The sequence below is a fragment of the Bradyrhizobium sp. genome, assembly GCF_027451485.1.
In the GTDB taxonomy this organism is placed as follows: domain Bacteria; phylum Pseudomonadota; class Alphaproteobacteria; order Rhizobiales; family Xanthobacteraceae; genus Bradyrhizobium.
Map to the genome: position 1 here is coordinate 17918 of NZ_DAIDJE010000092.1, position 21315 is coordinate 39232.

Here is a 21315-nt window from a genome sequence, read left to right on the forward strand (position 1 = left end):
TCGTTAAGCCGCAAGCGGCATTGTGAGCGGCGGCACTCCTTCGGGATGAGGAAGAACTTCGGGCGGGTCTGACGGATGTCTACCAAGCGTTGCTACTACGAAACCCTTGAAGTCGACCGAGGCGCGGACGAAACCAAGCTCAAGGCCGCCTTTCGCAAGCTTGCCATGAAATGGCATCCGGATCGCAATCCCGGCGACGCTCAAAGCGAAATCAAGTTCAAGGAAATCAACGAAGCCTACGAGGTCCTGAAGGACGGCGAGAAGCGCGCCGCCTATGACCGGTTCGGCCATGCCGCCTTCGAGCAGGGCCACGGCGGCGGTGCGGGCTTCGGCGCCGGTTTCGCCTCCTCCTTCTCCGATATTTTCGAAGACCTGTTCGGCATGGCGAGCCAGCGCTCGCGCGGCGGCCGCGAGCGCGGCGCCGATCTGCGCTACAATATGGAGATCTCGCTCGAAGAAGCCTTCCAAGGCAAGACCGCGCAGATCGAGATTCCGGTTTCAGTCACCTGCGAAGCCTGCTCGGGCATTGGCGCCAAGGCCGGCACCAAGCCGAAGACCTGCAGCATGTGCGGTGGCGCGGGCCGCGTACGCCAGGCACAGGGCTTCTTCACGCTGGAGCGGACCTGCCCGGGCTGCCAGGGCCGCGGCCAGATGATCGAGGATGCCTGTCCGTCCTGCTCCGGCACGGGCCGGGTCACGCGCGAGCGGACGCTGTCGGTCAACATTCCGCAAGGCGTCGAGGACGGGACGCGCATTCGTCTGGCAGGCGAGGGCGAGGCTGGCCTGCGCGGCGGACCTCCAGGCGATCTCTATATTTTCCTGTCGCTGACGCCGCACGAATTCTTCCAGCGCGACGGCGCCGACCTGCATTGCCGGGTGCCGATCTCGATGGTGACCGCAGCACTTGGCGGAGAGTTCGAGGTGCCGACGATCGACAAGGGCAAGACCAAGGTGAAAATACCTTCGGGAACCCAGTCGGGCCGCCGCTTCCGCATTGCATCAAAGGGCATGCCGGTGCTGCGCTCGCGCCAAAGCGGCGACATGTATGTCCAGGTCGTGGTCGAGACGCCGCAGAATCTGACCAAGAAGCAGCAGGAATTGCTCGCCGAGTTCGAAAAATTGTCCTCCGGTGCAACCCAACCCGAAGCTGCGGGGTTCTTTGCGAAGGTCAAGGACTTTTTCGGTACCCGCGCCAGCACGTGAACAACAGGCTGGTGTTGCTTATGAGCGCGCAAAACAATAACGAGTGCAGCGTCTTGTTGCGATGCTGACATGTTCTGGACCGCGCGCCCAGGGGCGCGTTTTGCTTGACCGGATCGCTGCGTACCTATACGTCTTTGTGACTATTTTCTGACACCTCCGCGAGAGCGGTCCCGCCTGGTAGCGACATGCCATTGCAATCGTCCGCGCGCGCGCTGAAAAAACCCCTCCGTCTCGATGACGAGGTTCGTTTTCTTCGCTCGTGGATTGAGAAGCCGCTTCACATGGGAGCGGTGATGCCGTCGGGCAAATTGCTCGCGCGCACCATGGCCCAGTATGTCGATGTCGAGTCGCAAGGTCCGGTGGTCGAACTCGGACCGGGCACCGGCGCGATCACCAACGCGCTGATCGAGCGCGGCGTCGAGCAGAAGCGGCTGGTCCTGGTCGAATACAATCCTGGCTTCTGCGCGCTGCTGCGCGAACGTTATCCGCAGGCCAAGGTGGTGCAGGCCGATGCCTATCGGCTGCGCGACGCGCTGCGCGAGGCGCTGGATGTGCCGGCCTCCGCGGTGGTGTCGGGCCTGCCGCTGGTGACCAAGCCGATGCAGATCCGCCTGCGGCTGATCCGCGATGCTTTCCTCGCGCTCGCGCCGAAAGCGCCCTTCGTCCAGTTCACCTATTCGGTAGCCCCGCCGATCCCGAAATCGCTGCCCGGCGTTTCCACCGAGGCTTCCGAGCGCATCTGGATGAACCTTCCACCCGCCCGTGTCTGGGTGTATCGCAAAGGCTAGGCCATCCACGGTTCGGTATGGATGGCTCGACCGAACCGATTGAAATCATGGCTGCGCTGAAAATCCTGGTGATTCCCGGCTCGCTGCGGACCGGCTCGCTCAACGCGAAACTTGCGGCCATTGCCGCGCATCAGTTCGCGCAGGCCGGTGCAGAAGTGACAAGACTCTCACTCGGCGATTTTCCGCTGCCGATCTATGACGGCGACCTGCAAACGAAATCGGGCGTACCGAAGCACGCCGTCGATCTCAAACGCATGATCGGCGCCCATCACGGCGTCCTGCTCGTGACGCCGGAATACAATTCTTCCGTACCACCGCTGCTGAAGAACGCCATCGACTGGGTCAGCCGCGTCCAGGATCCGCATGAAACCCGCGGTCAGGTGTTTCGCAACCGCGCTTTTGCCTTGGCCAGCGCTTCGCATAGCCGGCTCGGGGGAGCCCGGGCGCTGGCCGCCTTGCGGCTGATCCTGTCTGCCTGCCATGCGCTGGTCGTTCCCAACCAGCTCGCGCTTGCCTTCGCCAATGACGCCTATGACGATATGGACCGGCTGAAGAAGCCGCCCGATATCGAAGCGTTGGCGCTCATGGTGCGGCAACTGATCGACGTCTCCCAACGCCTGATGTGAGGTCACATGCCATCGTCCATCTCGCCCAAAGACCGGCTGATTGTTTCGCTGGATTTGCCGGCCCTTGAGCCGGCGGAGGCGATGATCGAGCGTCTCGGCGACAGCGTGACGTTCTACAAGATCGGCTACCAGCTGGTTTATGCCGGCGGACTTCCGCTGGCGCAAAAGCTCCGCGCCGCCGGCAAGAAGGTCTTCATCGATGTCAAATTGCATGACATCGGCAATACCGTGAAAAGCGGCATCGAAAGTCTTTCATCGCTCGGTGCAACGTTTGTCACGGTCCACGCCTACCCGCAGACAATGCAGGCAGCGGTCGAGGGCCGCGGCAATTCGGGGCTCAAGATTCTCGCGGTGACCGTACTCACTTCCTACGACCAGGCGGACATGGAAGCTGCCGGCTACCGGCATACGGTCGCTGATCTCGTCGCGATCCGTGCCCGTCAGGCCAAGGCGATTGGCATCGACGGTCTGGTATGTTCACCCGAGGAGGTCGCGGCGGTGCGCGCCATCGTCGGCGATCAGATGAGCCTGGTGACGCCGGGCATCCGGCCAGCAGGTTCGGCCGCCGGCGACCAGAAACGCATCATGACGCCCTCGCGCGCGATCAAGCTCGGCGCAGACTATCTCGTGGTCGGGCGGCCCATCATGCAAGCGGCGGAGCCGAAGGCCGTCGCCGACGCCATTCAGGCCGAGATCGGCCAGGCGCTCAACTAGCAAGGAGACCCGACATGGCAAAGGGATACTGGATCGCGCGCATCGACGTGCACAACCCTGAAGGATACAAGGAATATGTCGCGCAGAACGGCCCGGTCTTCGCGAAATATGGCGGCAAGTTTCTGGTGCGCGGCGGCCGGCATGTCTCCAAGGAGGGCTCCGCCCGCACCCGCAACGTGGTGATCGAGTTCAAGGACTATGACACCGCCATCGCCTGCTACAACTCGCCGGAATACGTCCGCCTTGTCGCTTTGCGCAAGCCGCATTCGGAGGGCGATCTCGTGATCATCGAGGGCTATGATGGCCCGCAGCCCTCGCTGGAACCGGGCGGTTAGAGCCTGGTTGGTTGCCGTTGCCGCCTGGGCCCGCTAATAGGGCGGGAGAGGTGTTGCGATGTCCGAAATGCGCTTGATCGTTGCGGGGGCCGGCGGCCGGATGGGCCGGGCGCTGACGCGCGTGATTGCCGAGACCACGGGAGCGGTGCTGGCCGGTGCGCTGGAGGCGCCGGGCTCGGAACTGCTCGGCCAGGACGCCGGCCAGCTCGCAGGCCTGCCTGCCAACGGCGTCAAGCTGTCGGCCGACCTGTGGTCGATGTCGGCCAATGCCGACGGCATTCTCGATTTCACCGTGCCTGGGGCGACCATCGCCAATGTCGCGATCGCCGCCCAGCGTGGCCTCGTTCATGTGATCGGCACGACCGGGCTGTCGGCGTCCGACGATGCTGTGATCAAGAGCGTGACCTCGCGCGCCACGGTCGTGAAGTCCGGCAATATGAGTCTCGGCATCAACCTGCTCGCCGCGTTGGTCAAGCGCGTCGCGCAATCGCTCGATGCAAGTTTCGATATCGAGATTCTGGAAATGCACCATAAAGGCAAGATCGATGCACCTTCGGGCACCGCGCTGATGCTGGGCGAAGCCGCCGCCAGCGGCCGGGGCATCACGCTCGAAGGGCATTCGGCGCGGGGACGTGACGGCGAAACGGGCCCGCGGCGGACCGGCGACATCGGCTTTGCGTCGCTGCGCGGAGGCACCGCGGCCGGCGACCACAGTGTGTTCTTTTCCGGCCCGTCCGAACGCCTCGTATTGTCGCATCATGCCGAGGACCGCGTGATCTTCGCCCATGGCGCGGTGAAGGCGGCGCTGTGGGCGCGCGACAAGAAGCCCGGGCTCTACACCATGGCCGACGTGCTCGGGCTGCAAAATTTCTGATCGGTTCAAAACGGAAGTCCTGACATGAGCGACCGTCTTCTCGTGCTGGTGCGTCACGGCCAGAGCGAATGGAATCTGAAGAATCTCTTCACCGGCTGGAAAGACCCTGATCTGACCGAGCAGGGCATCGCCGAAGCCAACGAGGCCGGCCGCAAGCTGAAGGCGCAGGGCCTTGAGTTCGATATTGCCTTCACTTCGGCGCTGACGCGCGCCCAGCACACGCTGGATCTGATGCTGGCCCAGCTCGGGCAAACCAAAATTCCCGTTCACAAGCACCTCGCGCTCAACGAACGCGACTACGGCGATCTCTCCGGCCTCAACAAGGACGATGCCCGCAAGAAGTGGGGCGAGGATCAGGTGCTGATCTGGCGCCGCTCCTACGACGTGCCGCCGCCGGGCGGCGAAAGCCTGAAGGATACGCTGGCGCGCACGCTGCCATATTATGTTCAGGAGATTCTCCCTTGCGTGCTGCGCGGCGAACGTACGCTGGTCGCAGCCCACGGCAATTCGCTGCGTGCCCTGATCATGGTGTTGGAAAAGCTGTCGCCGGAAGGCATTTTGAAGCGCGAACTCGCGACCGGCGCGCCGATCATCTACCGGCTGAATGCCGACGCCACCGTCGCATCCAAGCTCGACCTTGCGTGAAGCGGTTGGCCATGAGGCCCGACGGGAGGTTACTGCATCCCCACCTGCCCGGCTTCCCAGCCGATCATCGCCTGCTTGCGGGTGATGCCCCAGTGATAGCCGGTCAGCGCGCCGCTCTTGCCGAGCGCGCGATGGCAGGGCACCACGAACGAGATCGGGTTCTTGCCGACCGCAGCGCCCACGGCGCGCGAGGCCTTCGGTGACTCGATCTTCTTTGCGATGTCCGAATAGCAGACGGCGCGGCCCATCGGGATTTTCAACAGCGTCTCCCAGACCCGGACCTCGAAGTCGGTGCCGATCAGGGTGACGCGCAGCGGCTGATCTGGCCGCCACAGCTTCTTGTCGAAGATGCGCTGTGCGAGCGGAGCCGTGGCGAGGTAATCCTCGATGTAGGCGGCGTGCGGCCAGCGGCTCTTCATGTCGATGAGCGCGGCTTTTTCTTCGCCCGGATCGGCAAAGGCGAGGCCTGCAAGGCCGCGTTCGCTGGCGATTACCAAGGCAGTGCCGAACGGCGAGGGGTGAAAGCCGAAGCGCAGCGTCATGCCGGCGCCGCCCGCCTTCCATTCGCCCGGCGACATCGCTTCGTGAGTGACGAACAGGTCGTGCAGCCGTCCGGGGCCTGAGAGACCTGAATCGAGCGCGGCATCCAGCACGCTTGCCGAATCGCGCAACAGGTTCTTGGCGTGATCGAGCGTCAGCGCCTGCATGAAGCCTTTCGGTGTCAGCCCGGCCCAGCGGCGGAACAGGTGGTGCAACTCATCGGGGGTGAGGCTGGCTGCCTCGGCCATCGCTTCGATGGTGGGCTGGGTCCGCCAGCGTTCGGAAATGAAGGCGATGGCGCGGCGGACGGAATCGTAATCGCGCAGCGCGGCATTCTGGGTCCCCGGCTTGGCCAGGCGAAGTTCATCGGTGGCGAGGTTCATGGCGTCATCACGGCAAGATTGATCATGCCACCGATGTAGGCCGAGGGCACCTTGCAAACCACCCGTTTCCTGATGGCAAAGCGTTTGCGCGCGAAGCACGGCCTCGGACTTGATCCGAGATGGATACCGGTTGGCGCGAAGAAAACGCGTCAAAAGAGTGTGCGCTACAGAACAGGATTATAGGTCGGCCCGCGGCGGGCGGCTTGGAGCGCTGCCATCAAGGCATTGGAAAAGCTTTCCTTTTCCTCGGCGCCCAGAAAGCCGCCGATCGAGATGCGCCGCCCTTTGGAGACCAGGTAAAGCCGCTCGATGCCGAATTCGGCATGGATCTGGCGGTCGAGTTTCACCCACAGAGGATTGAAGGTGAATTCCACCACATGACCGCGATGGCTGGTCCGCCGCACGTAAAGCTCTGACAGCGTGACGCGAATTTCCTCGGACGCCTTGGCGCGCTGGAAATAGAGGCGGAACGCGCAATGGATCGCCAGCACGTCGAGGCCGAAAAAGCCGAACACTGGCCACGCCCCCATCCAGAGGAAGACCATGCCAGCGGCAAAGCTCACCACGCTGACAATGGCCATCAGCACCAGGAAGCCGGTGCGGCTGAGCGAGCGGTGCGGCGTAAGCCGAGCCGAAAACAGCTCCGCCTCGCTTGGATCAAAGTCGTTGCCTGGCATCATGACCAATCAGTATATCCTACCCGGACTATGTCGAAAATCACGCGCCGTGGCGCCACCAAATCGAAGTCCGGGGCCAAGCCCAAATCGAGGACCGCCCCCGCGTCGCGTGCGGTGAAATCGAGCGGTCGGAAGCAGGCCAGTCCAAAGCGCGCGCCGGACACGAAAAAAGTAAAGCCGTGGACCGAAGCCGAGGTCCGCGAGGCGTTCGAGCGCTTTCGTAAAGCTAACCCCGAGCCGAAAGGCGAACTCGAACATCTCAATCCCTTCACGCTGCTGGTCGCAGTGGTGCTGTCGGCCCAGGCGACGGACGCGGGGGTCAACCGCGCCACCCGCGCTCTGTTCCAGGTTGCCGACACGCCGCACAAGATGCTGGCGCTCGGAGAGGAAAAATTGCGCGACTACATCAAGACCGTCGGCCTCTACCGCACCAAGGCCAGGAATGTTATTGCGCTCTCGCGAAAACTGATCGACGAATTCGGCGGTGAAGTCCCGCGCACGCGCGCAGAGATCGAATCGCTGCCGGGCGCCGGCCGCAAGACCGCCAATGTCGTGCTCAACATGGCCTTCGGCGAACGCACCATGGCGGTGGATACGCATGTATTTCGCGTCGGCAACCGCACGGGGCTCGCGCCGGGCAAGACGCCGCTGGAGGTCGAACTCGGGCTCGAGCGCGTCATTCCCGCTGAGTTCATGCTGCACGCGCATCACTGGCTGATCCTGCATGGCCGCTATACGTGCCTGGCGCGCCAGCCGCGCTGCGCGGTCTGCCTGATCAACGATCTCTGCCGGTGGCCGGAAAAGACAATATGAAGGCAGCGGGTCGCTTGCTCGACCTGATCCTGAGGAGCCGCGCTCGCACGGCGTCGCGAAGGATGGTGGCATCGGGGCCACATGGTTCGAGATGCGCGAGGCGCGCTCCCCGGAGGAGTTGAAGGCCTTCCACTGAGCCGGTGCAGAGGGGCGCTTGTGCCCCGGTCTCCAGCAGCCTAGGCTTGTGCCCAAAAGCGCCAGAGCCCAACACAAGGGCTGCGCATCATCAGGGAGAAACGCCATGCGGCTTCGGCTTGCGTTGGTTTCCGTGCTGTTGGTCACGACATTGGCTGGGCGCGGGGCGCACGCGCAAATATCCGACGATCTCGTCAAGATCGGCGTGCTCAACGACCAAACCGGTCTCTATGCCGATCTCGGCGGTCCGGGCTCGGTGGTCGCAGCGAAAATGGCGGTGGACGATTTCGGCGGCAAGGTACTCGGCAAGCCGATCGAGATCGTATCCGGCGATCATCAGAACAAATCCGACGTCGGTGCCGGGATCGCACGCGAATGGTTCGATGTCGGCAAGGTCGACATGGCGATCGGCTTCGACAACTCCTCCGTCGCGCTCGCGGTCGAACAGCTCGCCGCCGAAAAGAACCGCATCGCAATCGCGGGCGCGGTCGGCAGCACCGCCTTCACCGGCAAGTCGTGCACGCCGAACGAGGCCTCATGGGTCTATGATAGTTATGCGCTGACCACGAGCCTTGCGAAAGCGGTGGTGGCGGAAGGCCGCGATACCTGGTTCTTTCTCACGGTCGACTACGCGTTCGGCCATTCGCTGGAAGCGGATGCGAGCGCGGCGGTGAAAGCGGCTGGCGGCAAGGTGCTCGGCAGCGTGCGTCACCCGCTCAACACCGCGGATTTCAGCTCGTACCTGTTACAGGCGCAGTCCTCCGGCGCCAAGGTGGTCGCGTTCGCCAATGGCGGCGGCGACATGGTCAACGCCACCAAGCAGGCGAACGAATTCGGCCTGACCAAGAATCAATCCATCGTTTCGCTCCTGGTGTTCATTTCCGACGTGCACAGCATGCAGCTTCAGGCCGCTCAAGGACTGAAACTGGTCACCGCGTTCTACTGGGACCGCAACGCGGAGACGCGCGCTTGGTCGAAGCGTTTTTTTGCAAAGTTCGGGAGGATGCCGACCATGCCGCAGGCGGCGGTTTATTCGGCGATTACCCATTATCTCGGCGCGATCAAGGCCGCCGGCACCGATGAAGCCAAGGCGGTGATGGCGAAGATGCGCGAACTGCCGGTCAATGACTTCTATGTCAAAAACGGACGCCTGCGCGCCGACGGCCGTCTGGTGCATGACATGTATCTCGCGCAGGTGAAGACGCCGGCCGAATCCAAGGAGCCGTGGGACTATTACAAGATCCTGTCCACCATCCCCGGCGATCAGGCATTCCGCTCGCTCGCCGACGGCGGCTGTCCGCTGGTCAAGCGTTAGGACGTGCATCGATAAAGCGGGCGCAATGTCCGCTTTAATCCGAAGGCAGCGGTTGCCGCGCGGCAACGAAATGACGCCACGGGGCCAGCTCACCTAACCAATGTTGCTTCTGCTCAGAACTCGTCGGCTGACAAAGTGTACATCTGCATATTTCCGTTCCGCACCTTGTACAGTGTCAACCTCAGGTCGGTATAGCGTATGCCCTGATAGGTGCGCGTTTCGGTCACGGACAACTCTGCCGATCGAGATAGGCTACCCGAGCTTAGGTCTTGGTAGCGGATGTCGTAAGTGCCCTGTCGGAGGCTCTCCAGCCTGAAACTACGACCGGCTGGAATAAAGAACTGCCTGACCGGATACGCATTTGCACTACTCAGTGAGACAAGCTTCACGAAGACATCAGAATCGTTCTGACCATTGTCGACTGCAATAGTCGAATTGCCGTCAGTGTTCAGCCGCGGAAAACCCGGTAGATATCCAGCCACCGTGGGCCAAGGATTCCCGTTCGGTGCCGTCGCTGGCCGGACGTACGTTCGCCGTTTCAGGTCTGAAGTCGGGGAGTAGCCGAAAGATTTCCCACATACGTCTTTGGGCCGCGCGGTGGCTGGCTTGCCGGGGTGTTCTCATATCCCAGCCAAATACCAAGAGCTATGACAGCAATCGATCCTGCTTGAACATAGAAGGGTCTGGAGAGGAGGCGCCACGAGTTTTTCAAGCGATTGGTGCTGGCGCCGGTGGCACGGAGCAACTGATCGAGAGTACCACCTACCTCGGCCCCGGCAGAATTCGAAGGGACCAGTCGAGCAAGCTCAGCGGCATCCATGGCGACCGCCTGGGCCAGGTTCATCTTGCCAACCGCAACAAAATACCATGCCTGATACGCCGCGAGGCGCGCATTCACATCTGCCGGACGTTTTCCGCCTAACATGTTTGTAATGATGGCATGAGCCGAGTAAATCGGTCCCCAAGGAAAACCCCACCAGCCTAAGAGCCAGGTGACGGCTGAAGCTCTGTAGGCCTTTTTCTCAGCGCAAGCACTGCAGAAAATCCCTTGAACAGGTGATCGCCTCGTCAGCAGAAGAAAGCTTTTCACCGCGAAGAAGATTGCATATCGAGGCTGGGCGGATAGCTTGCCGCAGGAGGAGCAAACGATTGACTCGGGCTTCGAATGATGCGCGCCGGTTACTGGATCATTCGCTGTCTCAAGCACTATTGTGTCGTATGAAGCACGGGAAGTCGGATCGCTCAGCACTTCGTATGCTTTATTAAGCAAACGGAATTGAGCTGATGCGTCCTGAGCCTGATTGCGATCGGGGTGAAGTTCCTTTGCGCGGGTCCTATAGGCGGCCTTAATCTCCGTCGCCGTAGCGTGTTGGCTTACGCCCAGAATGGCGTAGTAGCCCTCAGGATCTCGTCTGTTCATGTCTTTGTAGCCCCAGTAGGACCGTCATAATACAAGAGGCTGCGAGTTCAAGGGGCGGTCCTGGAAGATGCCGCGGAAGTTGCATTAGAGCTGCATCTGTTCTGCTATGGGTTATTTTCGCTCGATCGGCCGGTCCCTGCGGATTATGTCCGCTTCGCCTCCTTGAGCGCGCGAAACACGGGGCAACGCTTCCTACGACATCGCGCGATGTGTCGGGCATGATCGGCGTTTGCTAACCCTGGCGCACGAATACTGAACCATCCGACCATCCTGAGCGAAATGACCATTGGACGCGTCACCCTGACCTTCGACAACGGCCCGACGCCCGGTATTACCGAGCGGGTGCTGGAGATTCTGGAGCGGCGAAGGATTCGTTCGACATTCTTCGTGATCGGACGGAAGCTTGATGACCCCGCTGCCGCCGACCTGATCAGACGGGCGCATGCGGCCGGCCATTGGATCGGAAATCACACGCTGTCGCACACGGTTGCCTTGGGAGACCGGCCCGAGCACGATTATGCCGTGAGTGAGATCGAAGGCGCGCAGCAACGCATCGGATCGTTCGCTCACGCCGAGAAATTGTTCCGGCCCTACGGCAATTCCGGTCGTCTCGGGCCGCATCTTTTGAGCCGCCCCGCTCTCGACCATCTCCTCGCGCAAAAATACCGGACCATCACCTGGAACAACGTGCCCGGAGACTGGAAGGATCCAGATGGCTGGGTTGAAAGCTGCATCGCGCTGGTCTCAGGCGGGTCCTGGAGCGTGATGGTTCTGCACGATATCGAAGGCGCCTGTCTGGCGCGTCTTCCGGAACTGCTTCGTCGGCTGGAGGATCTCGGCGTCGGGTTTGAACAGGATTTTCCTGACTCGGTCACGCTCACACGGAAAGGCAAGATCGTCTGCCTTCCGCAAGGCTATCTCACAGACGAACGCAGGCCGCGTTAAGCCGCTCAGGCCACAGGCAACCTCTTCTTCCGTGCCGGCTCGATGAGCTCAGGGCGAGGCCCGCTCAGGCGCTTGTGCATATGGACCATGAAGGCCATGCCGAACAGCGGCGTCGCCAAGTTGACGATCGGAATCGAGACAAAGGCGGCGATGAAGAGACCTGCCGTGAACACGGCTGCGGCATTGTCCTTCCTCATCGCCTTGGCTTCCTGCGGCGGGCGAAACCGCATCGCCGCGAGTTCGAAATATTCCCGCCCCAATAGCCAGGCAGTCGCGAGGAAAAAGATAATGAAGCCCGCGCCTGCGAACCATACCAATGGAAGAACGATCAGATAGACGAGGATCGTCAGGAGCGAGGTCTTCACTCCTTCGGGAATGGCAACGCCGAGCGGCAGCGCGTTGCCGGGCCGTTCGGCGGGATAATATTCGCGCTCGACATGGTCGGCGACCTCGTCGACGAAAAAGCTGGCGACCAGCGAGGTGATCGCCGGCATCAGAAGCACGGCGCCGAACACCACGCCGAGGCCCGCGGCAATCGAAATGATCCAGGCGAGAATATCGAGCGGCGTCTGGAACGAAGGTCCGAGCGCCGCCTCGGCCCAGACCTCACCCGAGGTCGCAAGCCAGCTCAACAGCCGTTGCAGCCCGATCGCCAGCACGGCGATCAATACCAGCGCGAGGCCGATCGATCGCCACAGGATCGAGCGCATCGGCGGCGACAGAATTTGCGACAGCGCCCTGACAGCTGCCTCGATCATCTAGAGCTCCGATTCCGAAGTTCGCAAGCTATTGCCGCAACCTCTGATGCGAACTTCGGAATCAAAGGATCTCTGGCAAATTGTTGTTTCGGAGTAGCGGCTTTTGAACTTGAAGTTCCTATGACGGGCTCGCCGCGAAATTGACAGGAACTTCCAGTTCGCCGCACCAGCTTTTCCTTCCCATGAAATGTCAGCGAGACGTAGCCATGACATAGGCGTTCGGCAAGGCCCTGCGGTCTGATGCGCACGGCTCCGGGGCGGATCGGTCGATTGTCGCGGATTGGCGGTTGGGGTGGGTACGAAAGTCTTGCGGGTTACTTACGCAGTTGCAAGCGGCGCTTCTTCGTCAGCCGTTTCAGGAACAAGCGGCGGCGCTGGGAGCTCTTCTGGAAACACACCGAATTGGCCCGCTACCTCCGGGAGCGGCTTCTGCTTGTCGGCCCAGTGCAAAGAGGTGTAGTCGAACCCGGTCACGATGGTCGGCTTGACGATTTCGAAATAGGGCGAGATGTCGAAGTCGCGCGGCATATAGAGTGAGGAGTCGCGGATGTGCAGGATTTCCCGGCGCGCCTGCCGTGAACCGGCCAGCGTGATCCTCGGCAGGATCGGGTAGCGCACGGCGTCGAAGGCCTGCGCGATCAGCGCCGAGCAGATGATCTTGGTCGGATCGCCCGAGCCGAACGCAATCATGCGCCGCCGAAAGCGTTGCGGGATGGGCAACGGAATCAGATAGCGCATCAGGTCCAGGATATTCTTGGTGTCGTAGCCGAAGCCGATCCGGTTGATGGCATAGCGGCACACCGTGTAGCGATCTTCGTAGGTCAGTCCGACCGGGCGGCACAGCCGTGTATGGTAGGTGAAATATTTCGACAGCGGCGCCGAGGTAACACCTTCACCGATATTGGCCTCGATCAGCACATGAGGCTCGCCGTCCTCTTCCATTGCGCCGTCGACCGGTCCCACGTAGAGCGCGGCATGCGACCAGGTTGACTGGGTCAGGTACTTGATGATGCCGGAAACGCGGTTGTTGCCTTCGACCAGCAGCACGTCGCCGGGCTCGACGATGCCGCGCAGATGACCGGGGTCGCTCGGGGTGAACGGCTCATAGCCGGGCACTTCCTTCTGAAGATAGGAAGCGATCCACTTGCCGACGGTGTCGAGCATTACGCCCATGGGTCCCCCCAAGCAGCTTTTTGGCTGCTTTTTTTGCAACCAATATCATGGTCGAAAGCCGTTGCAATTTGGTTCATGCAAAAGGCGCTTCAATCATGATTGATTTACCATGACGGTTGCCGCCACCGGCCGGATGCGGCAAGTTTGAAAACTCCTCTCTGCCCCGACGCCGAGGCTGGGTGGCCCTTCGTTTACGGACTCGGAAATCCGCACGACACTAAAGAAAAACTTATTGATCTCGTTTTGCTTTGGTCCTGAAGTCCGCATGGCCAAGGCTGAGCTGCAAGGATTTCGCACTTCCAAACCCCACACCCATTGTTCACGCTATTCTCAACAATTCCGGAACTGACATGCCCATCACGCGGCGCGAATTTCTAGCGGCTGCCGCCGCCATCGCAGGGGTGCCGGGCCTCGAAAGCGGGGCGTGGGCCGCGCCGATACCGCGCCAGGCTGACATTGTCGTGATCGGCGCCGGCGCCGCCGGCATTGCTGCCGCACGCCGCATCCAGGCCGCCAATCGCACGGTGATTATCGTCGAGGCGGATAGCCGACTTGGCGGCCGTTGCTGGACCGACGGCGGAACCTTCGATGTGCCGTTCGATCGCGGCGCGCGCTGGTTGCACAACCCCGAGACCAATCCGATGGCCAGGCTCGCCCGCAGCGCCGGACTCGACATCTCCGCCGCCCCATTGGGTCAGAAAATCCGCATCGGCCGGCGCTTCGCCCGGGCCGGTGAAACCGAGCAGTTTCTCGCAGCCCTCGTGCGCGCCAACCGCGCCATCGATGACGCCGCGCGCGGCGGCAAGGCCGACGTCGCCTGCGAGTCCGTGCTGCCGAAAGACCTCGGCGATTGGGCCGGCACCACCGAATTCGTCCTCGGCGCGAATGCGGTCGGCAAGGACCTCGGCGAAGTGTCGGTTATGGACAAGGCGCGCGCGCAGGATCGCATGGCAGCGATCGGCTGCCGCCAGGGGCTGGGCGCTTTGATGACCAAACTGGCTGCGCCATTGCCGGTCGCGTTGTCGACGCCCGCCCATCAAGTCATTTGGAATAACCGCGAGGTGTCCGTGGAAACGCCCGCGGGGCGCATCGCGGCGCGGGCTGCGATCGTCACCGTTTCGAGCAACGTACTGGCCGCTGGCAACATCCGCTTCACGCCGGAACCGAAGCGCCAGTTGGACGCCGCGGCAAGACTCTCGCTCGGCAGCTATGATCGCATCGCGCTGGTGCTGCCAGGAAATCCGCTGGCGCTCGCGCATGATGAGGCGCTCATCGAGCAGAGCAACTCCACCCGTACCGCCCTGCTGTCAGCCAATGTCGGCGGCTCGTCGTTATGCCTGATCGATGTCGGCGGCTCCTTCGGACGCGATCTTTCCAGTCAGGGCGAGGCAGCGATGGTCGCGTTTGCGCAGGAATGGCTGACAAAATTGTTCGGGAGCGATCCGGTTCTCGCGGTGAAGAAGTCGAGCGTTACCCGCTGGAACGCCTCACCCCATATTCTCGGCGCGATGTCGGTGGCTGCACCCGGCGGGGAGCCCTCGCGCAAGATTCTCGCCGAGCCGGCCGGCAATCTGTTCCTGGCCGGCGAGGCCACCCACGAGACGCTCTGGGGCACGGTCGATGGCGCCTGGGAAAGCGGCGAGCGTGCGGCTGAGGCGGCGCTGCGCAAGATCGGCGCGCTCGGCCAACCGAGCCCGCCTGCGCGAACGACCGCTAAACGCCGCCGCACACGCTGAGCGGTGTATCATTGACCCGGTTCACCGCAGCACGCCGCCGGTCTTCTTGTTGACCTCCGCCACGATTTTGGCTGCGACCGCATCGATCTCCTGATCGGTCATGGTCTTCTCGCGCGGCTGGATGGTCACGGCGATCGCGACAGACTTCTTGCCGTCCTCGATGCCCTTGCCTTCATACACGTCGAACACGGTGATGGCGGTGACGAGCTTCCTGTCGACGCTCTGCGCGGCGCGCAGGATATCGCCGGCTTTCACCGTACGATCGACGATGAAGGCAAAATCGCGCGTCACCGGCTGCAACGGCGACAGTTCCAGCGCAGGCTTGGCGCGGGTCGGCCGCGCCTTGGCTTCGGGGATGCGGTCGAGAATGACTTCAAATCCCACAATCGGACCGTCGGCGCCGAGCTTCTCCAGCGCGCGCGGATGCAGTTCGCCGAAATGACCAAGCACGTTCTGCGGCCCGATCTGGATGCTGCCGGAGCGGCCGGGATGCAGCCATGCGGCACCGCCGGGCACGACTTGCAGCGCCTGCATCGGCGCGCCCGCGGCCGCGAGCACCGCAAAGGCGTCGGCCTTGGCGTCAAACGCATTGGCCCCCGCCGAACCGGTCCAGTTGCGCCCGAGTCCCGCCTGCGTCGCAAAGCCGTGGCGGACGCCGGCGGCCGAGGTGAACTGATCCTCGGGCCTGTCGCCCCTGAACACCTGCCCGACCTCGAACAGCGCAACATCGGCGAAGCCGCGGTCGGAATTGGCCTGCGCCGCGGCGATCAATCCCGGCAGGAGGCTCGGCCGCATATCGGACAGATCAGAAGCAATGGGATTGGCGAGCGCAAGCTCCGCCTTGCCGCCGCCGAAAAGTTCGGCCTGCGGCCTGGAGATGAACGACCACGTCACGGTCTCGACCATACCGCGCGCCGCCAGCGCGCGTTTGGCGCGGCGGGTGCGCAGCTGCATCGGTTTGAGCACCGGCTTGCGCGGCGCCTCGCCGCGTTCGAACGGCGTCATCGGCACCTGATCGACGCCGACAATGCGCACGATCTCCTCGACGATGTCGGCCTTGCCGTGCACGTCCGATCGCCACGAGGGGATCGCAACCTTCACGGCCGGGCCGCTGCCGGCCACCATGAAACCGAGATGGCCGAGGATGCGCTTCATTTCGGGGAAGCCAACCTCGACGCCGGCGAGGCGCTTCACTTCCGTCAGCGGAAACTCGATGATGCGGTCGTCGCCGAACGACTTTCCGACCACAACGTTATCAGAGGGTGTGCCGCCGCAGATGTCCATCACGAGCTTCGTCGCCATTTCGAGCCCGGGCACCATGAAGGCCGGGTCGATGCCCCGCTCGAAGCGATACCGCGCATCCGAGTTGATACCGAGCTTGCGGCCGGTCTGGGCGATGTTGATCTCGTTCCACAGCGCCGATTCGATCAGCACATCGGTGGTCTGTTCCGAGCAGCCCGAAGCTTCGCCGCCCATGATGCCGGCCAGCGACTCGACGCCCTGTTCGTCCGCGATCACGCACATCGAACTGTCGAGCGTGTAGGTGCGACCGTCGAGTGCGAGCAGCGTCTCGCCCTCGCGGCCGCGGCGCACCACCAGATCGCCCTTCACCTTGGCCGCGTCGAACACGTGCAGCGGACGGGCGCGGTCGTAGGTCATGAAGTTGGTGATATCGACCAGCGCGTTGATCGGCCGCAAGCCGATCGAGGTCAGCCGTTTTTGCAGCCATTTCGGCGAGGGTCCGTTCCTGACGCCGCGCACAAGCCGCAGCGCAAAGCCGGGGCAGAGGCTCGCGTCTTCAACCTTCACGCTCACCGGGCAGGGGAATTCGCCTCTGATCTGCTTGATGCCGGGATCTTTGAACTTGCCCATGTCGGCGGCGGCGAGATCGCGCGCGATGCCGTGCACACCGGTGCAGTCCTGCCGGTTCGGCGTCAGGTTTATCTCGAAGACGGGATCGCCAATCCCGGCCCATGAGGCGTAGGCCGTACCGACTGGCGCGTCGGCCGGCAGCTCCATGATGCCGTCGTGGTTTTCGGAAATCTTCAGCTCGGCCTCCGAGCACAGCATGCCCCGGCTCTCGACGCCGCGAATCGTGCCGACGCCGAGCGTGATGTCCTTGCCCGGGATGTAGGTGCCCGGTGGCGAGAAGACGCTGATCAGTCCGGCGCGCGCATTCGGCGCGCCGCAGACCACCTGCACCGGCGCCGCGCCATTGCCGGTATCGACCATGCAGACGCGCAGCCGGTCGGCGTTCGGGTGCTGCTCGGCCGAAATCACGCGCGCAATGGTGAAAGGCGCCAGCTGCCTGGCCTTGTCCTCGATGCTCTCGACCTCGAGCCCTATCATGGTGAGCTTGTCGGCGAGCTTTTCAACGCTCTCGTCGGTGTCGAGATGTTCCTTCAGCCAGGAGAGGGTGAATTTCACGAGCTCAGCCCTCCCGCCAGCGTCGGGATGTCGAGCGGCCTGAAGCCGTAATGCGAAAGCCAGCGCACATCGCTCTCGAACAGCTGCCTGAGATCGTGCATGCCGTATTTCAGCATAGCGATGCGATCGATGCCCATGCCCCAGGCAAAGCCCTGATAGGTGTCCGGATCGATGCCGCAGGCGCGCAGCACGTTCGGATGCACCATGCCGCAGCCGAGAATCTCCAGCCAATCCTCGCCTTCACCGAAGCGAATCTCGCCCTTGTCGCGCCGGCACTGGATGTCGACCTCGAGCGAGGGCTCGGTGAACGGAAAGAACGACGGGCGGAAGCGCATGTTGATGTGGTCGACCTCGAAGAACGCCTTGCAGAATTCGTGCAGGATCCACTTCAGGTGACCGAGATGCGAACCTTTGTCGATGACAAGGCCTTCGACCTGGTGGAATTGCGGCGTGTGGGTGGCATCTGAATCGATGCGATAGGTGCGCCCCGGGCAGATCACGCGGATCGGCGGCTTCTGGCTCAGCATGGTGCGGACCTGCACCGGCGAGGTGTGTGTACGCAGCAGCATGCGCGTGCCGTCTTCCTTCGGATTGAAGAAAAACGTGTCGTGCATTTCCCGCGCCGGATGGCCCTCCGGGAAATTCAGCTTGGTGAAATTGTAGTCGTCGGTCTCGATGTCCGGCCCTTCGGCAACGGAAAATCCCATGTCGGCAAAGATCGCCGTGAGTTCATCCCAGACCTGGCTCAAGGGATGGATGCGGCCGGTCTCGGTCGGCGCATCGCGCAACGGCAGCGTGACGTCGACGGTCTCGGAGGCGAGGCGCGCATCAAGCGCGGCGGATTTCAGCACCTCGCGGCGTTCGGCGAGCGCCTGTGTCACCTTGTCCTTGGCGAGGTTGATCGCAGCGCCTTGCGTCTTGCGCTCGTCGGGGGACATCTTCCCGAGCGTCGAGAGCAGGGCCGAAATCGAGCCCTTCTTGCCCAGCGCCGCAACGCGCACGGCTTCCAGCATGGCTTCGTCGGATGCCGCAGCGATATCGGCGAGAATTTGCGCTTCGAGACGAGCAAGATCGGACATGGCGACGGGCACCTCTGAAAGAATGCGCTCGCAGTCCATACAAGCCTGTTATCACCCGCCTCGGCGGACGATCCAGTAACCACGAAGGTCAATTCGTCGATGGGTGGCTACTGGATGCCCCGCCAACGCGGGGCATGACAGCGGAATTGCAAGCCGGAACGAGTTGACGCCTCAGGCGGCGAGCGCGGCCTTGGCCTTCTCGGCGATCGCCTGGAACGCCGCCGGCTCGTTGATCGCAAGATCCGACAGCACCTTGCGGTCGACCACGATGCCCGACTTGGACAGGCCGTTGATAAACACGCTGTAGGTCATGCCGAACGGGCGGACGGCCGCATTCAGGCGCTGGATCCACAGCGCGCGGAAGGTGCGCTTCTTGCGCTTGCGGTCGCGGAAGGCGTACTGGCCGGCCTTTTCGACCGCCGGCTTGGCGGCGCGGATCGTGTTCTTGCGGCGCCCGTAATAGCCCTTGGCGGCCTTGTAGACTTTCTTGTGCTTGGCGTGAGCGGTCACACCGCGTTTGACGCGAGACATGACGGGTCTCCTTCATCTGAAAAATAAAAATGAGGGGTCGCGGCCTGGAGTTGGCCGCGAGCGGACAGAAGCCTGCGATCAGGTGTTCGGCAGGAAATATTTTTTGATGTTGTCGCCGTCGGTCTTGAACAGCACGCGCGTACCGCGCAGCTGCCTGATCTGCTTCTTGGTCCGCTTGATCATGCCGTGGCGCTTGCCGCGCTGGGCGTGCAGGACCTTGCCTGTAGCCGTTACTTTGAAGCGCTTTTTGGCGCCCGATTTGGTCTTCAATTTGGGCATTTGGCTCTCCTAATGGCCGCACAAAAACGCGCCCGATCAGGCGGCCGGCGGCTAAAATGCTCGTTAGAGCGTTGAAAGTGCTCAGGTTTCTATGTCGGTCGACAAAACCCGCACTGGCCATCGCCACGGCAGCCCTTTGATCAGCCGGGCGATGAAGGCCGCGCTTATGACAGAACAAGGCTGTTTTGGCAACGATGAACCGCCAAATCCGCGGGGGCGCGTCCGCTCGGCAATTGCAGCACCGGCGGTCTGGGCGGCGTGATCCCCAGGAGGCCGTTGTCGAGCGGGACGAGCAGAACCAAAGGCCGGAGGCTTCGTCCCCGCTGGCGCGGGGACGAGAGGTCTTGCAATAAGGTCAAATCAACGCGGTGCCAGAACCATCACGACCTGGCGGCCCTCGAAACGGGCGTCCTGCTCGACCTTCGCGAAATCCGCGACGTCGGTCTTGATCTTGTCGAGCAGCTTGGTGCCGATTTCCTGGTGCGCCATCTCACGGCCACGGTAGCGCAAGGTGATCTTGACCTTGTCGCCTTCCTCGAAGAAACGCTGCATGGCGCGCATCTTCACGTCGTAGTCGTGATCGTCGATCATCGGCCGAAGCTTGATTTCCTTGATCTCGACGGTCTTCTGTTTCTTGCGGGCTTCTGCCGCTTTCTTCTGCGCCGAATACTTGTACTTCCCGTAATCCATGATCTTGCAGACGGGAGGAGTGGCGTTCGGCGAAATCTCCACGAGATCCATTCCGGCTTCGACAGCCTGCTTAATGGCGACGATCGTTTCGACCGTGCCTTGGTTCGTGCCGTTCTGGTCGATTAGCTGAACCGTTGCGTTTCGAATCTCATCGTTGGTGCGCGGCCCATCTTTGGCAACGACGGGCGGGGCTCTGTTGGGACGGCGAATGGGTATTTCTCCAAAGTTGTGAGCGAAGCGGGCAGTTTGAAGGAATAAGGCTTCGTGGGCAAGCCAACTTGTCCGCACGAAGCGAAAAAGCATCAAATGCGAGGCTTTCTGGCCACGGGGATGCTGTCTTGCCGCGAGATAGGACAGAGGCGTGCCCTCCGCAAGCAGTCATAACGCTTGTCCGGCGTTTTGGTTGACGGACCTCATGCGCTCGCGCATGACGATGTCATGACCAATCCCGAAACCGGCAGCCAAACACCCGTCTTCGTCGAGGTCGGCGAGGCCGGCGCGCCGCGCCGGATCGCGGTCCGTGCCCGAAAAGGCGGCTTGCCCGGGCTTTTCTGGCTGGGCGGCTTCAAGTCCGACATGCGCGGGACCAAGGCGCTGGCCCTCGACGCGTGGGCGGCCGAGCACGGCCGGGCCTGTACCCGGTTCGATTATTCCGGCCATGGCGAATCCGGCGGCGACTTTGCCGAGGGCACTATCGGCCGATGGCTGGAAGAAAGCGTCGCCGTCTTCGAGCGGTTCACGAGCGGCCCGCAGGTGGTGATCGGCTCCTCGATGGGCGGATGGATGGCGCTTCTGCTTGCGCGCGAACTCGCCGAACGTCCCGCGACCCGCGCTTCGCTGAAAGCTCTCGTGCTGATCGCGCCGGCGCCCGATTTCACCGAAGAGCTGATGTGGAAAGCGTTTTCACCGGACGTTCGCCGCCAGATCGAGACCACCGGCGAGTGGCTGCGTCCGTCCGAATATGGCGACCCCTATCCGATCACCCGCAAGCTGATCGAGGAGGGCCGCAACCACCTTTTGCTCGGCGGCGCAATCGAGGTCGGATGTCCGGTGCATATCCTGCAGGGCGCGAAGGACCCCGATGTGCCGTGGAAGCACGCCTTTGCGCTGGTGCATCGGCTGCCCGCCGACGACGTGGTGCTGACGATGATCCAGGATGGCGATCACCGCCTGTCGCGGCCGCAGGACATTGCGCGGATCCTGGCTGCTGTCGCCGAATTCGGTTAAGC

The 21315-nt window shown here is 62.5% G+C and carries 22 protein-coding genes; 12 read left to right on the plus strand and 10 right to left on the minus strand.

All coding sequences use genetic code 11. The annotated features are described in order from the left end of the window. The first annotated feature begins 75 nt into the window (after positions 1-75). The 7 genes from dnaJ to NEZ08_RS12115 all read left to right on the plus strand — a co-directional run bounded on the left by dnaJ (position 76) and on the right by NEZ08_RS12115 (position 5185). Entirely contained in the window at positions 76-1203 is a 1128-nt protein-coding gene (dnaJ, locus tag NEZ08_RS12085; RefSeq protein ID WP_298107114.1) for a molecular chaperone DnaJ, read from the plus strand. A gap of 185 nt (positions 1204-1388) precedes the next feature. Then, complete coding sequence (locus NEZ08_RS12090) at positions 1389-1991, plus strand: rRNA adenine N-6-methyltransferase family protein (RefSeq protein WP_298107116.1); 603 nt, start codon at positions 1389-1391, stop codon at positions 1989-1991. A gap of 47 nt (positions 1992-2038) precedes the next feature. Next, positions 2039-2617, plus strand: coding sequence for an NADPH-dependent FMN reductase (locus tag NEZ08_RS12095; protein ID WP_298107118.1), 579 nt, complete (start codon positions 2039-2041; stop codon positions 2615-2617). Positions 2618-2623: 6 nt separating this feature from the next. Then, positions 2624-3331, plus strand: coding sequence for an orotidine-5'-phosphate decarboxylase (gene pyrF, locus NEZ08_RS12100; protein ID WP_298107120.1), 708 nt, complete (start codon positions 2624-2626; stop codon positions 3329-3331). 14 nt (positions 3332-3345) lie between these two features. Continuing rightward, positions 3346-3666: a DUF1330 domain-containing protein gene (locus tag NEZ08_RS12105; protein WP_298107121.1), complete on the plus strand. Its 321-nt coding sequence runs from the start codon at positions 3346-3348 to the stop codon at positions 3664-3666. Between the two features lie 58 nt (positions 3667-3724). Then, positions 3725-4540: a 4-hydroxy-tetrahydrodipicolinate reductase gene (gene dapB, locus NEZ08_RS12110; RefSeq protein ID WP_298107123.1), complete on the plus strand. Its 816-nt coding sequence runs from the start codon at positions 3725-3727 to the stop codon at positions 4538-4540. A 24-nt stretch (positions 4541-4564) separates the two neighbouring features. Next, entirely contained in the window at positions 4565-5185 is a 621-nt protein-coding gene (locus NEZ08_RS12115) for a 2,3-bisphosphoglycerate-dependent phosphoglycerate mutase (RefSeq protein WP_298107125.1), read from the plus strand. 29 nt (positions 5186-5214) lie between these two features. Here the strand turns inward: NEZ08_RS12115 and NEZ08_RS12120 are convergent, their stop codons facing one another. Further along, on the minus strand, positions 5215-6108 hold the full coding sequence (locus tag NEZ08_RS12120; protein ID WP_298107128.1) for a bifunctional helix-turn-helix domain-containing protein/methylated-DNA--[protein]-cysteine S-methyltransferase: 894 nt from the start codon (positions 6106-6108) through the stop codon (positions 5215-5217). 164 nt (positions 6109-6272) lie between these two features. Next, complete coding sequence (locus NEZ08_RS12125; protein ID WP_298107129.1) at positions 6273-6788, minus strand: DUF2244 domain-containing protein; 516 nt, start codon at positions 6786-6788, stop codon at positions 6273-6275. A 27-nt stretch (positions 6789-6815) separates the two neighbouring features. On the opposite strand from NEZ08_RS12125, the gene nth reads away from it, so the two are divergent. Together nth and NEZ08_RS12135 are read left to right on the plus strand one after the other, a co-directional pair. Further along, positions 6816-7598 (plus strand): endonuclease III, encoded by a 783-nt coding sequence (nth, locus tag NEZ08_RS12130; protein ID WP_298107131.1) that lies wholly within the window; start codon positions 6816-6818, stop codon positions 7596-7598. Between the two features lie 241 nt (positions 7599-7839). Continuing rightward, positions 7840-9048, plus strand: a complete 1209-nt coding sequence (locus tag NEZ08_RS12135) for an ABC transporter substrate-binding protein (RefSeq protein ID WP_298107132.1) — start codon at positions 7840-7842, stop codon at positions 9046-9048. A 538-nt stretch (positions 9049-9586) separates the two neighbouring features. Here the strand turns inward: NEZ08_RS12135 and NEZ08_RS12140 are convergent. Continuing rightward, the gene (locus NEZ08_RS12140; RefSeq protein WP_298107134.1) at positions 9587-10468 is read right to left on the minus strand and encodes a J domain-containing protein; all 882 of its coding nucleotides are present in this window, start codon (positions 10466-10468) and stop codon (positions 9587-9589) included. 279 nt (positions 10469-10747) lie between these two features. On the opposite strand from NEZ08_RS12140, the gene NEZ08_RS12145 reads away from it, so the two are divergent. Next, positions 10748-11413 (plus strand): polysaccharide deacetylase family protein, encoded by a 666-nt coding sequence (locus NEZ08_RS12145; protein WP_298107136.1) that lies wholly within the window; start codon positions 10748-10750, stop codon positions 11411-11413. Between the two features lie 5 nt (positions 11414-11418). Here NEZ08_RS12145 and NEZ08_RS12150 read toward each other — a convergent pair whose 3' ends face one another. After that, positions 11419-12171 carry a sulfate transporter family protein gene (locus tag NEZ08_RS12150; RefSeq protein WP_298107138.1) on the minus strand — a complete coding sequence of 251 codons (753 nt, stop codon included), beginning with the start codon at positions 12169-12171 and terminating at the stop codon, positions 11419-11421. A gap of 318 nt (positions 12172-12489) precedes the next feature. Further along, positions 12490-13344 carry a YiiX/YebB-like N1pC/P60 family cysteine hydrolase gene (locus tag NEZ08_RS12155; protein ID WP_298107140.1) on the minus strand — a complete coding sequence of 285 codons (855 nt, stop codon included), beginning with the start codon at positions 13342-13344 and terminating at the stop codon, positions 12490-12492. Between the two features lie 350 nt (positions 13345-13694). Between NEZ08_RS12155 and NEZ08_RS12160 the strand changes: the two genes are divergently transcribed. Next, the gene (locus NEZ08_RS12160; RefSeq protein ID WP_298107141.1) at positions 13695-15080 is read left to right on the plus strand and encodes an FAD-dependent oxidoreductase; all 1386 of its coding nucleotides are present in this window, start codon (positions 13695-13697) and stop codon (positions 15078-15080) included. A gap of 21 nt (positions 15081-15101) precedes the next feature. Here NEZ08_RS12160 and pheT read toward each other — a convergent pair whose 3' ends face one another. The 5 genes from pheT to infC form a co-directional block, all read right to left on the minus strand. Beyond that, positions 15102-17507 carry a phenylalanine--tRNA ligase subunit beta gene (gene pheT, locus NEZ08_RS12165; RefSeq protein WP_298107142.1) on the minus strand — a complete coding sequence of 802 codons (2406 nt, stop codon included), beginning with the start codon at positions 17505-17507 and terminating at the stop codon, positions 15102-15104. Further along, positions 17504-18586 carry a phenylalanine--tRNA ligase subunit alpha gene (gene pheS, locus NEZ08_RS12170; protein WP_298107143.1) on the minus strand — a complete coding sequence of 361 codons (1083 nt, stop codon included), beginning with the start codon at positions 18584-18586 and terminating at the stop codon, positions 17504-17506. The genes pheT and pheS overlap by 4 nt, the downstream gene beginning before the upstream one ends. Before the next feature lie 171 nt (positions 18587-18757). Further along, positions 18758-19117, minus strand: coding sequence for a 50S ribosomal protein L20 (rplT, locus tag NEZ08_RS12175; protein WP_298107144.1), 360 nt, complete (start codon positions 19115-19117; stop codon positions 18758-18760). 78 nt (positions 19118-19195) lie between these two features. Further along, positions 19196-19396, minus strand: a complete 201-nt coding sequence (gene rpmI, locus NEZ08_RS12180) for a 50S ribosomal protein L35 (protein ID WP_298107145.1) — start codon at positions 19394-19396, stop codon at positions 19196-19198. 360 nt (positions 19397-19756) lie between these two features. Next, on the minus strand, positions 19757-20296 hold the full coding sequence (gene infC / locus NEZ08_RS12185) for a translation initiation factor IF-3 (protein WP_298107193.1): 540 nt from the start codon (positions 20294-20296) through the stop codon (positions 19757-19759). A gap of 228 nt (positions 20297-20524) precedes the next feature. Between infC and NEZ08_RS12190 the strand changes: the two genes are divergently transcribed. After that, the gene (locus NEZ08_RS12190; RefSeq protein ID WP_298107146.1) at positions 20525-21313 is read left to right on the plus strand and encodes an alpha/beta hydrolase; all 789 of its coding nucleotides are present in this window, start codon (positions 20525-20527) and stop codon (positions 21311-21313) included. The last annotated feature ends 2 nt before the right edge of the window (positions 21314-21315 follow it).

Excerpts from the sequence above, each read along its gene's own strand:
- dnaJ (WP_298107114.1), top strand. The coding sequence starts at position 76 with ATGTCTACCAAGCGTTGCTACTACGAAACCCTTGAAGTCGACCGAGGC.
- NEZ08_RS12090 (WP_298107116.1), top strand. The coding sequence starts at position 1,389 with ATGCCATTGCAATCGTCCGCGCGCGCGCTGAAAAAACCCCTCCGTCTC.
- NEZ08_RS12095 (WP_298107118.1), top strand. The coding sequence starts at position 2,039 with ATGGCTGCGCTGAAAATCCTGGTGATTCCCGGCTCGCTGCGGACCGGC.
- pyrF (WP_298107120.1), top strand. The coding sequence starts at position 2,624 with ATGCCATCGTCCATCTCGCCCAAAGACCGGCTGATTGTTTCGCTGGAT.
- NEZ08_RS12105 (WP_298107121.1), top strand. The coding sequence starts at position 3,346 with ATGGCAAAGGGATACTGGATCGCGCGCATCGACGTGCACAACCCTGAA.
- dapB (WP_298107123.1), top strand. The coding sequence starts at position 3,725 with ATGTCCGAAATGCGCTTGATCGTTGCGGGGGCCGGCGGCCGGATGGGC.
- NEZ08_RS12115 (WP_298107125.1), top strand. The coding sequence starts at position 4,565 with ATGAGCGACCGTCTTCTCGTGCTGGTGCGTCACGGCCAGAGCGAATGG.
- NEZ08_RS12120 (WP_298107128.1), bottom strand. The coding sequence starts at position 6,108 with ATGAACCTCGCCACCGATGAACTTCGCCTGGCCAAGCCGGGGACCCAG.
- NEZ08_RS12125 (WP_298107129.1), bottom strand. The coding sequence starts at position 6,788 with ATGATGCCAGGCAACGACTTTGATCCAAGCGAGGCGGAGCTGTTTTCG.
- nth (WP_298107131.1), top strand. The coding sequence starts at position 6,816 with ATGTCGAAAATCACGCGCCGTGGCGCCACCAAATCGAAGTCCGGGGCC.
- NEZ08_RS12135 (WP_298107132.1), top strand. The coding sequence starts at position 7,840 with ATGCGGCTTCGGCTTGCGTTGGTTTCCGTGCTGTTGGTCACGACATTG.
- NEZ08_RS12140 (WP_298107134.1), bottom strand. The coding sequence starts at position 10,468 with ATGAACAGACGAGATCCTGAGGGCTACTACGCCATTCTGGGCGTAAGC.
- NEZ08_RS12145 (WP_298107136.1), top strand. The coding sequence starts at position 10,748 with ATGACCATTGGACGCGTCACCCTGACCTTCGACAACGGCCCGACGCCC.
- NEZ08_RS12150 (WP_298107138.1), bottom strand. The coding sequence starts at position 12,171 with ATGATCGAGGCAGCTGTCAGGGCGCTGTCGCAAATTCTGTCGCCGCCG.
- NEZ08_RS12155 (WP_298107140.1), bottom strand. The coding sequence starts at position 13,344 with ATGGGCGTAATGCTCGACACCGTCGGCAAGTGGATCGCTTCCTATCTT.
- NEZ08_RS12160 (WP_298107141.1), top strand. The coding sequence starts at position 13,695 with ATGCCCATCACGCGGCGCGAATTTCTAGCGGCTGCCGCCGCCATCGCA.
- pheS (WP_298107143.1), bottom strand. The coding sequence starts at position 18,586 with ATGTCCGATCTTGCTCGTCTCGAAGCGCAAATTCTCGCCGATATCGCT.
- rplT (WP_298107144.1), bottom strand. The coding sequence starts at position 19,117 with ATGTCTCGCGTCAAACGCGGTGTGACCGCTCACGCCAAGCACAAGAAA.
- rpmI (WP_298107145.1), bottom strand. The coding sequence starts at position 19,396 with ATGCCCAAATTGAAGACCAAATCGGGCGCCAAAAAGCGCTTCAAAGTA.
- NEZ08_RS12190 (WP_298107146.1), top strand. The coding sequence starts at position 20,525 with ATGACCAATCCCGAAACCGGCAGCCAAACACCCGTCTTCGTCGAGGTC.